The sequence below is a fragment of the Deinococcus pimensis DSM 21231 genome (assembly GCF_000519345.1).
GTDB lineage: Bacteria > Deinococcota > Deinococci > Deinococcales > Deinococcaceae > Deinococcus_A > Deinococcus_A pimensis.
Genome location: NZ_KI912628.1, coordinates 22,763 through 32,508, shown reverse-complemented (window position 1 = coordinate 32,508; position 9,746 = coordinate 22,763). Strand labels below are relative to the sequence as shown.

13 protein-coding genes are annotated in these 9,746 nt (G+C 70.9%); 5 read left to right on the top strand and 8 right to left on the bottom strand.

Features of this window, described 5'->3' with window-relative positions; all coding sequences use genetic code 11:
- Positions 1–942: amidohydrolase family protein (locus DEIPI_RS28240; protein WP_045233578.1), on the bottom strand; the 942-nt coding region annotated here is incomplete at its 3' end.
- Positions 943–974: 32 nt separating this feature from the next.
- On the opposite strand from DEIPI_RS28240, the gene DEIPI_RS0103720 reads away from it, so the two are divergent.
- Complete coding sequence (locus DEIPI_RS0103720) at positions 975–1,886, top strand: aldose epimerase family protein (protein WP_027480900.1); 912 nt, start codon at positions 975–977, stop codon at positions 1,884–1,886.
- Here the strand turns inward: DEIPI_RS0103720 and argC are convergent.
- The 7 genes from argC to lysS all read right to left on the bottom strand — a co-directional run bounded on the left by argC (position 1,883) and on the right by lysS (position 7,418).
- On the bottom strand, positions 1,883–2,920 hold the full coding sequence (argC, locus tag DEIPI_RS0103715; RefSeq protein WP_027480899.1) for an N-acetyl-gamma-glutamyl-phosphate reductase: 1,038 nt from the start codon (positions 2,918–2,920) through the stop codon (positions 1,883–1,885). The two genes, DEIPI_RS0103720 and argC, sit on opposite strands and share 4 nt — an antisense overlap.
- Positions 2,917–3,765, bottom strand: coding sequence for a lysine biosynthesis protein LysX (lysX, locus tag DEIPI_RS0103710; protein WP_027480898.1), 849 nt, complete (start codon positions 3,763–3,765; stop codon positions 2,917–2,919). The genes argC and lysX overlap by 4 nt, the downstream gene beginning before the upstream one ends.
- A 144-nt stretch (positions 3,766–3,909) precedes the next feature.
- Positions 3,910–4,083 (bottom strand): lysine biosynthesis protein LysW, encoded by a 174-nt coding sequence (lysW, locus tag DEIPI_RS0103705; RefSeq protein ID WP_027480897.1) that lies wholly within the window; start codon positions 4,081–4,083, stop codon positions 3,910–3,912.
- Between the two features lie 16 nt (positions 4,084–4,099).
- Entirely contained in the window at positions 4,100–4,390 is a 291-nt protein-coding gene (locus tag DEIPI_RS0103700; protein ID WP_027480896.1) for an MJ0042-type zinc finger domain-containing protein, read from the bottom strand.
- A gap of 117 nt (positions 4,391–4,507) precedes the next feature.
- Complete coding sequence (locus DEIPI_RS0103695) at positions 4,508–5,002, bottom strand: LeuD/DmdB family oxidoreductase small subunit (protein WP_027480895.1); 495 nt, start codon at positions 5,000–5,002, stop codon at positions 4,508–4,510.
- Positions 5,002–6,240: a 3-isopropylmalate dehydratase large subunit gene (locus DEIPI_RS0103690; protein WP_045233590.1), complete on the bottom strand. Its 1,239-nt coding sequence runs from the start codon at positions 6,238–6,240 to the stop codon at positions 5,002–5,004. Before DEIPI_RS0103690 ends, DEIPI_RS0103695 begins: the two co-directional genes overlap by 1 nt.
- Positions 6,241–6,260: 20 nt before the next feature.
- Positions 6,261–7,418: a homocitrate synthase gene (lysS, locus tag DEIPI_RS0103685; RefSeq protein ID WP_045233577.1), complete on the bottom strand. Its 1,158-nt coding sequence runs from the start codon at positions 7,416–7,418 to the stop codon at positions 6,261–6,263.
- Positions 7,419–7,570: 152 nt separating this feature from the next.
- Between lysS and DEIPI_RS0103680 the strand changes: the two genes are divergently transcribed.
- From DEIPI_RS0103680 to DEIPI_RS0103665, 4 genes are all read left to right on the top strand, one after another.
- On the top strand, positions 7,571–8,536 hold the full coding sequence (locus DEIPI_RS0103680) for an aldo/keto reductase (RefSeq protein ID WP_027480892.1): 966 nt from the start codon (positions 7,571–7,573) through the stop codon (positions 8,534–8,536).
- A 150-nt stretch (positions 8,537–8,686) separates the two neighbouring features.
- The gene (locus tag DEIPI_RS0103675) at positions 8,687–9,136 is read left to right on the top strand and encodes a DinB family protein (protein WP_027480891.1); all 450 of its coding nucleotides are present in this window, start codon (positions 8,687–8,689) and stop codon (positions 9,134–9,136) included.
- A complete protein-coding gene (locus DEIPI_RS0103670; RefSeq protein ID WP_027480890.1) occupies positions 9,133–9,570 on the top strand; it encodes a hypothetical protein in 438 nt (145 codons plus the stop codon). Before DEIPI_RS0103675 ends, DEIPI_RS0103670 begins: the two co-directional genes overlap by 4 nt.
- Before the next feature lie 2 nt (positions 9,571–9,572).
- Positions 9,573–9,746, top strand: a 174-nt coding sequence (locus DEIPI_RS0103665; protein WP_245588505.1) for a DUF84 family protein, incomplete at its 3' end; no start/stop codon positions are given.

Genomic DNA, 9,746 nt, shown 5'->3' with positions numbered 1-9,746 from the left:
CAGCCCCCAGTACTCGGCGGGGTGCATCGTGACGAGCGCGAGCGCGTACAGGGGATCGAGGCCGTGCGCGACGGCGCCGCGCAGCACGCGGTCCATGTGGCCGTCCCGGGTGAGCTCGCGGGCGTCCGTGTCGTCCGTGACGAGCATCGCGAGGCGCGCGCGCTCACTCAGCAGGGGCGCGAGCGCCCTGAGGTCGCGCGCGCCGCTCCTGTCGCGGACCATCAGCCACTGCCCGGCCAGCAGGCGCGCGCGGCCCTGCTCCACCGTGACGGCCTCGTGGTCGCTGTGGATGCCCGCCGCGGCGTACGCGCCGACGAGTCCGTCCGGCAGGCCCGGGCCGTGCCCGTCGAGCACGCCGCCCCGCGCGGCCTCCAGGATCCCCCACACGGAAGGATCGCCGGACAGCAGGGCCGGCAAGACCATGACCTCACCGAGGCCGAGGACGCCGGGCCGCGCGAGCCCCGCGCGCACTTCCTGCGCGCCGAGCGTCACGGCGCCCGCCTCGTGCGGGCTGGCGGGCACGCTCGACGGGCAGCTCATCAGGACCCGCAGGCCGCTCGCGCGGCCCGCCGTGAGCATCCACTCCAGCCCGGCCAGCCCGAGGACGTTCACGATCTCGTGCGGTTCGCACACGACGGTGGTGGTGCCGTGCGGCACGACGGCCTGCGCGAAGCGGCGCGGCGTGAGGGTGCTGCTCTCGATGTGGACGTGCGCGTCGATGAAGCCCGGCACGAGGTACTGCCCGCGCGCGTCGAGCTCCTCGCGGCCCCGGAAGCTTCCGACGCCCGCGAGGCGGCCCTCCGCGACGGCGACGTCGCCCGTCACGATCTCCCCGGTCTGCACGAGCACCACCCGCGCGCGGCGCACCACCAGGTCGGCGGGCTCCAGCCCCTGGGCGACACGGACGACCCGCTGACGACGCTCCATCTCGGCGTTCTGCATACCCGATTCTAGAAGGCCGCTACACTCCCCTCATGACCCACGTCCTGCAGAACGACCGCCTGCGTCTCGAACTCGCGCCCACCGTCGGCGCGAGCGTCGTGAACCTGCACCTGCGCGCAGGAACGGCGCTCGTGCCGCTCCTGCGGGGGAGCCCGGCGGGCGCGGTGGAGAAGGGCAGCGCGTCGCCGCTCGCGAGCTTCACCCTCGCGCCCTTCTCGAACCGCCTGCCCCTCGCGCGCTTCACCTGGGCGGGCCGCGAGTACGCCCTGCGGCCCACGGCGGCGGACGGCACCACGCAGCACGGCGACGTCCGCAACCGACCGCACCACGTGGTGAGCGTGACGGACACGCGCGCCGAGTACCGCTTCGACTCGCGTGAGGTGCCGGACTTCAACTACCCCTTCGCGCTGACGCTGGACACGACCTACGAACTCCTGCCCTCGGGCGTGCGGCAGACGCTGCGCCTCACGAACGTGAGCGGGCAGCGCGCGCCCTTCGGGCTGGGCCTGCACCCCTACTTCGAACGGCACGTTGAAGGCGCCGCCGACGTGGAGCTCACGCTGGACGCGGCGGGCGTGTACGTCACGGACGACACCCTCATCCCCGGGGGGCCCATGTCGCCCGTCCCGCCCGAACTGGACTTCCGCGCCGGGCGCGTCGTGGGCGGCACCGCGCTCAACACCGGCTACGGCGGGTACGGCGGCCTCGCCACGCTGCGCTGGGAGGGCACGCCGCACGAGCTGAGGCTGCGCTCCTCCGCGCTCTTCACGCACGTGGTGCTGTTCACCTCCCCCGACGGCACGCTCGCGGTGGAGCCCGTGTCGCACGCCACGAACGCGTTCAACCTGCACGAGCGCGGCGTGACGGGCACGGGCTTCACGGCCCTGGAGGACGGCGAGGCGCTGGAGGGGACGGTGGAGTTCGAGTACGTGAGGAGGGATTAGGGGTGTAGCCCCAGGAACTCCAGTCCCAGCGTCTCCTCCCAGCCCCTGGCCACGTTGAGGCTCTGGATGGCGTGCCCGGCGGTGCCCTTCACGAGATTGTCGATGGCGCTCATCACGACGACGCGGCCCGTGTCCTGGTCCGTCTCGAAGCCGACGTCGCAGAAGTTCGTCCCGTCGAGGAGCTTCGGGTCCGGGTAGCGGTGGATGCCCTGCCGGACCTTCACGATGCGGACGAAGGGCTCGTCGGCGTACACCTCGCGGAAGGCGCCCCACACGTCGCGCTCGCTGTACCCGTCGGGAATGAAGAGCTGCGCCGTCGTGAGGATGCCGCGCACGCGGGGCGTGCTGATCGCCGTGAGGTGGATCGGGAAGCGCCCCGGCAGTTCCTGCTCCACCTCCGCGTGATGGCGGTGCCCGGTGGCCTTGTAGACGCGCAGGCTGCCCTCGCGCTCGGGGTGGTGGCTGGACTCGCTGGGCGTCGCGCCCGCCGCGCTGGAGCCCACGAGGCCCGTCACGTGGATGTCCTTCGGGGCGGGCACGCCGAGCTTGAGCAGCGGGTAGAGCGCGAGGATGACGCTCGTCGCGAAGCAGCCCGCGCAGGCGATGCGCGTGGCGCCCCGCAGTTCGTCGCGGTGCAGTTCGGGATTGCCGTACACCCAGCCCGCCAGCTTCCCGGGAGCGGGGTGGTCCTCGCCATACGCGCGGCGGTACGCCTCCGGGTCCTTGATGCGGAAGTCCGCGCTGAGGTCCACGATGGTGTCCGCGAGGCCCTCGAACTCCCCTATGCGCTTCGCGGCGTTCCCGTGCGGGAGGGCCAGCACCAGCACGTCGGCGGGTTCCAGCTCGGCGGCCTTCCTGAACTTGAGGGTCGTGCGTCCGCGCAGGTTCGGATGCACGAAATGGACGGGCGTTCCGGCGCTCCGTTCCGACGTGACCTGCGTGACCTCCAGCATGGGATGGCCGAGCGCGAGCCGCAGGAACTCGCCCCCGGCGTACCCGGAGGCGCCGACGATGGCGACCTTGAGGCGCGTCACGCGGGCTGCCCCACGAGGGACAGCGCGTACCGCACGATCAGGCCGGGGATGTCCACGCCGGTGGTGGTGACGCTGTTCTTGAATTCCATGGTGTGGTTGATCTCGTTGATCAGCAGGCCCCGCTCGGGGTCCTCGAGCAGGTCGATCGCGACGACCTCTCCGTCCACGGCGCGCGCGGCGCGCACCGCGAGGTCCGCGACGTCGGGCGTGACCTCGCAGCGGCTGGCCTTCGCGCCGCGCGCGGTGTTCGTCACCCAGTGCTCGCTGTCGCGGTAGATCGCGCCGATGCACTCGCCCGCCACGACGAACGCGCGGATGTCGCGGCCGGGCTTGTGGATGAGTTCCTGTACGTAGTAGACGTGATGCTGGTACCCGCCGAGCACCTCCTTGTGCTCCACGATCGCCTCGGCGGCGTCACGGTCGTTGATGCGGCTCAGCAGGCGGCCCCAGGAGCCCACGGTGGGCTTCATCACGACGGGATAGCCGAACTCCTCGATGAGGTCGAGGGCGGCCTCGGCGGTGAAGGCGACGCCCGTGCGGGGCGTGGGGAGGCCCGCGCGGGCGAGCGCGGCGTTCGTGGCGAGCTTGTCGCCGCACAGCTCGATGACGCGGGCGGGATTCACGACGCGCACCCCGAGCCCTTCGAGGGCGCTGGTGATCGCGTGACCGCGCGACTGGGACACGCAGCGTTCCAGCGCGACCTTCCACGGGACGGGACGGCCGAACTCCAGCCTGAGCTGCGGGGCGTACACCTTGTCGTAGGGCACGCCGAGCGCGTCGAGGGCGTCGAAGAGCAGCTTCTCGTCCGGGCGGACGCGGTCGTAGACGATGGCGAAGTCGGCCATAAGTCGTGGCTTTCAGCAGTCAGAGGTCAGCCGTCGGCAGGGTCCGGAGCGAAGGTTGTTCACGCCCGCACGTCGGTCGGGGATCGGTGGCAGGACGCTGGCGTCTCCGACCGCCGATCGCTGAAGGCTGACCGCCTTCCCTGCTTACTCTCCCCAGTCCTCCGCTTCCTGCGGGGCGGCGGCGAGGCGGGGCGGGTCGATGCTGACGACCTCGTACTCCGCGCCGGTCTCGTCGTCGAGGACGAGCTCGCCGAGCTCGGGGTTCGTGAGGGTGATGGTGGCGCCGGTGTCGGGGTTCTCGAAGCTGATGCTGGCCATGGTGGGTCTCCTTCGCCTACTCCTCGAATTCGAGCTGGATGTAGGCCTTGCAGTGGGGGCACTGGACGATGTCGCCCTCGCCGAGGGTCTCCTCGGTGACGTCGAACTCCTCGCCGCAGTTGGGGCAGGTGGTGAGGATGCCGAGCAGTTCGAGGTCGAAGTCGTCACCCTCGTTCTTCGTGACTTCCATCTCGGCGTTGCAGGAGTCGCAGACGATCACGTCGCCGAGTTCGAGCTGGGCGCGGTCCTCGTCGGTGAGTTCGAGGAATTCTCCGCAGATGGGGCATTCGACTTCCAGGACGGCCATGCCCACCATTGTAGAGACGCGCAAACGGTCGAGGCAGGAGGACCCGACCGCTCGGGTCCGTACACAGCCAAAACGTGGACGCCCTGTTGATCGAGGTGGTGGGTCAGCGTTTCACGGTCACCTCTCCCCCGGGAACTTCTGGTGTTTGCGGTAGTAGTCGAGGATGCTGCCTTCCTTGAGCGCCTCGCGGAGGAACTCGGGCGGGGGCGTGAGCTGGAAGGTGTGGGCGCCGCGCGTGATGAGTCCGGCGTTCAGGTCGAACTCGATCTCGTCGCCGTCGTGGAGTTCCGTGATCACGTCGGGCGCCTCGAAGGCGGGGATGCCGAGGTTGAGGAGGTTGCGGTAGTGGATGCGGGCGAAGCTCGCGGCGACGATGCCGCCCACGCCGAGGCGGCGCAGCGCCATGGGGGCGTACTCGCGGCTGCTGCCGAGGCCCCAGTTGCGTCCGCCGACGAGGAGGTCTCCCTTGCGCACCTGCGCGGCGAATTCGGGGCGGATGAGGTGGAAGGCGTAGGTGGGGAAGGCGTCCTCGCCGACCATGAAGGGGGCGTAGCGGCCGGGGAGGATGTCGTCGGTGTTGACGCTGTCGCCGAACTTCCAGACGCGGGGCATCAGGCGCTCACCTCCTGGCGGACGTCCTCGGGGAGGGCGATGTGGCCCGTCACGGCGGTGGCGGCGGCGACGGCGGGACTGGCGAGGTAGACGCGCGCGTCGGCGGCGCCCATGCGGCCGATGAAGTTGCGGTTGCTGGTGCTGACGCAGACCTCGCCGGGCGCGAGGACGCCCTGGTGGCGGCCCATGCAGGGTCCGCAGCCGGGCGTGCCGAGGACCGCGCCGGCCTGGAGGAGCGTGAGGAGGGTGCCGTCGGCCATGGCCTGCTCCATGACGACGCTGCTGGCGGGGATCACGAGGAGGCGCGTGTGCGGCGCGACGCGGCGTCCGCGCAGGACGTCGGCGGCGGCGTGGAGGTCCTCGAGGCGGCCGTTGGTGCAGGTGCCGATGAAGACCTGGTCGACGCGCAGGCCGCGCAGGTCGGCGACGTCGTGGACGTTGTCGACCTCGCTGGGGGCGCTCATGCGGGGTGCGAGCGCGCCGAGGTCCAGGGTGAGCTCGCGGACGTAGGTGGCGCCCTCGTCGGGCAGGACGAAGTCGGGGATCTCGTAGCCGTAGTGCGTGAGGATCTCTCCGCCGGGCACGACGAGTCCGGCCTTGGCGCCCGCCTCGACGCAGAGGTTGGCGAGGGTCATGCGTTCGCCGCGCGTGAAGCGGTCCCCGGCGTGGATCTCGACGCTCTGGTAGGTGGCGCCGTCCGCGCCGAGCTCGCGGATCATCTCGAGCGCGACGTCCTTGGCGGTGACGCCCGGGCGCAGGTCGCCGGTGAGGGTGACCTTCACGCTCTCGGGGACCTTGAGCCAGGTGCGTCCGCTGGCGGCGGCGAGGGCGATGTCGGTGGCGCCCATGCCGGTGCCGAACGCGGCGACGGCGCCGTAGGTGGTGCTGTGGCTGTCGCTGCCGAGCACGATCCGGCCGGGCCGAGCGATGCCCTCCTCCATCAGGACCTGATGGCAGATGCCGCGTCCGACGTCGAAGAGGAGGCAACCGTGCGCGGCGGCGTACTCGCGCGCCTCCTTCTGCGCCTGCGCGACGCTGACGGTGCTGGCGGGCGCGACGTGGTCGATGACGAAGCTGACCCGCTCGGGGTACCTCGGGGTGGCGTGGAGGTCGGCGAGGACGGCGATGACGCTCTGCGCGATGGAGTCCACGATCATGACGTGGTCCACCTCGACGACGGCGAGGTCCCCGGCGTACACGGTCTCGCGGGCGCGGGCGGAGAGGATCTTCTCCGCCATGGTCTGCGGGCGCGGGAGGCTCACGCGCTCACCCACTCGCGCAGGACGCGTTCGAGGTGCGCGTCGTCGAGCTCGCCGTGGTCGGCGAGGGCCTTGATGTGGTCGGTGACGCCGCGCAGGGCGTCCTCGCCGAAGTGCAGGCCGAGTTCCTTCGCGCGGTAGGCGATGGCGTGGCGGCCCGTGACGCGCGAGCCGACCTGCAGGGTGCGGCCCACGCCGAACACCTCGGGCGGGATGGCCTCGTACGCGCCGGGGTTGAGGTAGATGGCCTTGAGGTGCATGCCGGCCTTGTGGTTGTAGGCGAACTCGCCGGTGAGGTAGTTGTTCCAGGGGATGGGCAGGCCGACCATGCGGGAGATCATGGCGTCGAGCGCGGGGAGCGCCCCGAGGTCGTACTTGTCGATGAGGCCGTGCGGGTCGACGCTGAACATGCGGGCGAGGAAGCCGCCGAGGGGCGTGATGCCGTTGCGTTCGCCGATCCCGAGGATGGTGGTGTCGACGTGGGTGGCGCCCGCCTCGACGGCGGCGAAGGCGTTGGCGACGGCGCAGCCCGTGTCGTTGTGACCGTGGAACTCGATGTCGCAGCTCACGGCGCGCCGCACCTCGCGGACGAGGGCGTAGACCTGCCGGGGCGTGGCGACGCCGACGGTGTCGGCGAGGCCGACGCGGTCCACGCCGACCTCGTCGACGGCGCGGTAGACGGCGAGGAGGTCGGCTTCCTGGCTGCGGAAGGTGTCCTCGGCGCTGAAGCGGACCATGACGCCCTGCGAGCGCACGAAGGCGATGACCTCGCGGGCCTGGTCGATGATCTGTTCGATGCTCTTGCCGTGGCTGAACTCGCGCAGGAAGCTGGAGGTGCCGAACAGGAGGTCGAGGCCGTGGACGCCGGTGTCGAGGGCGCGTCGGGCGTCCTCCATGGCGCAGCGGACGTGCGTGATGATGCGGGCGCGGGTGCCGAGGTCCACGAGGGCGCGGGCGTCGGCGGCGCTCTGTGGCGACGCCATGGGGGTGGTGACCTCGATGAACTCCACCCCGAACGCGTCGAGGGCGCGGGCGATCTCGATTTTGTCGCCGCTCGTGAAGTTCGCGCGGGCGAACTGTTCGCCCTCGCGGAGCGTGCTGTCGATGATGGCCCACGCGGTCGCGGGAATGGCGGGGGTGAAGTTCTCCTGGGTCATACGTACCTCTTGCCAGGTCAAGCTAGCGTAGCGGATATCGATTGTCAAACTACTGAGCAATTTACTTTCCGCATGTAAAGTCACCTGGGCGTGTGAACGTTCCGTCACCCCCTCCACACCGACGCGCCCGCGCCGGGCTGATAGCAAGACGCATGCAGAAACGCAGACTCGGCAGGACGGGCATGCAGGTCAGCGAGGTCGGGTACGGCGCGTGGGGCATCGGGAAGGCGATGTGGGTCGGCGCGGACGACGACGAGAGCCTGCGCGCCCTGCGCCGCTACGTGGAGCTCGGCGGGAACTTCATCGACACGGCCCTCGGCTACGGAGACGGGCACAGCGAGCAGCTCGTCGGGCAGGTCGCGCGGGAGCACCCGGGAACCATCGTCGCGACGAAGATCCCCCCGAAGAACGGGAAGTGGCCCGCGCAGCCCGGCAGCCGCGCCGACGAGACCTTCCCCGCCGAGCACGTGATCGAGTGCACGGAGCGCAGCCTGCGCAACCTCGGCATGGACCGGGTGGACGTGCAGCAGTTCCACGTCTGGAACGACGACTGGGTGGATCAGGGCGACTGGCGGGGCGCGGTGGAGCAGCTCAAGCGTGACGGGAAGATCCGCGCGTGGGGCGTGAGCATCAACGACCACCAGCCCGACAACGCGATCCGCCTCATCGAGACGGGCCTGTGCGACACGGTGCAGGTGATCTACAACGTCTTCGACCAGGCTCCGCAGGACCGCCTGCTCGACGCGTGCCGCGCGCACGACGTGGGCGTGATCGTGCGCGTCGCGCTCGACGAGGGCAGCCTCACGGGCCACGTGACGCCCGACACGACCTTCCCCGAGGGCGACTTCCGCGAGCACTACTTCCGCGGGGACCGCAAGCAGGAGCTCGCCGAGCGCCTGCGCGCCATCGAGCGGGACCTCGGCATCACGACCGAGCAGCTTCCGGAGACGGCGCTGCGCTTCGTGCTGTCGCACCCGGCGGTGAGCACCGTGATCGTGGGGATGAGGTCCGTGCGGAACGTGGAACGCAACGCGGCCCTCGCGGACGGGATGGGCCTCGACAGCGCGAAGGTGGAGCAGCTGTACGGGCATCGGTGGGAGAAGAATTGGTACCAATGAGTTGGAGAGACACGCCAACGCCCCAGGCATGAGCGAGGGGCCGTCCCCGAGCGTACGACGCCAAAACGCGGACGGCCACCCACTCGTCCAGAGACACGCCAACGTCCCAGGCATGAGCGGGGGGCCGTGCCCGCGCGCTAGGCTCTTCCCATGAGCGTGCTGAAGTCGTTCCTGCTGGGCGGGTCGGGCATCGCGAGCGTGGATTCGATCCTCGCGGACCTGCCGCTGGAGGTCGCCACGCGCCGCGTGGACGGTCTGCCCTATTCGATCTACGACCTGGTGTGGCACATCGAGCTGACCCAGAACGTGCTGCTGACGGCCCTGGCGGAGGACGACGCGTCGGAGGTGCGTTTCCCGCCGCGCGAGGAGCAGTGGCCGTCCTCGCGTCCGTCGGAGGAGGAGTGGGAGGATCTGGTGTCGGGGGTGCGGGCGGGGCTGTACGAGGCGTCGGAGCTGGCGTCGAGCCCGGAGGCTCTTCCCGAGCGGGACCGGGAGGTGCTGGAGGACATCGCGGCTCACAACGCGTACCACTGGGGTCAGGTGGTGGTGCTGCGGCGTCTGCTGGGCGTGTGGAACACGCAGGCCGGGGTGGACGCGTGAACCTGCTGCAGTTGACGCTGTCGGGTGGCGGGGCGTTCCGGGAGGTGTCGGCGATCGTGGGCGGGTTGTCGTTCCGCACGGCGACGCGGAGCCTGCCGGGCACGCCGCATACGATCTACGACGTGCTGTGGCACACGGAGCGGTCGCAGCAGCTGCTGCTGTCGCACGCGTCGGGCGCGGACGTGGACTGGGGCGCGGTGGGGTCCCTGTGGCCGCCCACGGTGTCGGAGGAGGAGTGGGCGCGGGTGCTGCGCGACTTCGAGGTGGGGCTCGCGCACGCGCAGATGCTGGCGGAGGACCCGTCGGAGCGGGCGCGGGACGCGCTGACGGACCTCGCGGCGCACAACGCGTACCACCTGGGGCAGGTGGTGCTGCTGCGTCAGCTGCTGGGCGACTGGAATCCGCCGGTGACGCTGGGCGGTGAGGTCGCTTGATCGTGGTGGGTTCGCTGAACCCGGCGAAGGTGACGCCCGCGCGGGAGGTGTTCGCGCGGCTCTTTCCGGAGTTGGAGGTGGCGGGCGCGGACGTGCCCTCGGGCGTGCGGGCGCAGCCGCTGGGGTTCGAGGAGACCCGCGAGGGCGCGCTGAACCGGGCGCGCGGGGCGCTGGCC

Bases quoted from the DNA above. Each gene is read 5' to 3' on its own strand.
- DEIPI_RS0103720 (WP_027480900.1), top strand. From the start codon at position 975: ATGACCCACGTCCTGCAGAACGACCGCCTGCGTCTCGAACTCGCGCCC.
- lysX (WP_027480898.1), bottom strand. From the start codon at position 3,765: ATGGCCGACTTCGCCATCGTCTACGACCGCGTCCGCCCGGACGAGAAG.
- lysW (WP_027480897.1), bottom strand. From the start codon at position 4,083: ATGGCCAGCATCAGCTTCGAGAACCCCGACACCGGCGCCACCATCACC.
- DEIPI_RS0103700 (WP_027480896.1), bottom strand. From the start codon at position 4,390: ATGGCCGTCCTGGAAGTCGAATGCCCCATCTGCGGAGAATTCCTCGAA.
- DEIPI_RS0103695 (WP_027480895.1), bottom strand. From the start codon at position 5,002: ATGCCCCGCGTCTGGAAGTTCGGCGACAGCGTCAACACCGACGACATC.
- DEIPI_RS0103690 (WP_045233590.1), bottom strand. From the start codon at position 6,240: ATGGCGGAGAAGATCCTCTCCGCCCGCGCCCGCGAGACCGTGTACGCC.
- lysS (WP_045233577.1), bottom strand. From the start codon at position 7,418: ATGACCCAGGAGAACTTCACCCCCGCCATTCCCGCGACCGCGTGGGCC.
- DEIPI_RS0103680 (WP_027480892.1), top strand. From the start codon at position 7,571: ATGCAGAAACGCAGACTCGGCAGGACGGGCATGCAGGTCAGCGAGGTC.
- DEIPI_RS0103675 (WP_027480891.1), top strand. From the start codon at position 8,687: ATGAGCGTGCTGAAGTCGTTCCTGCTGGGCGGGTCGGGCATCGCGAGC.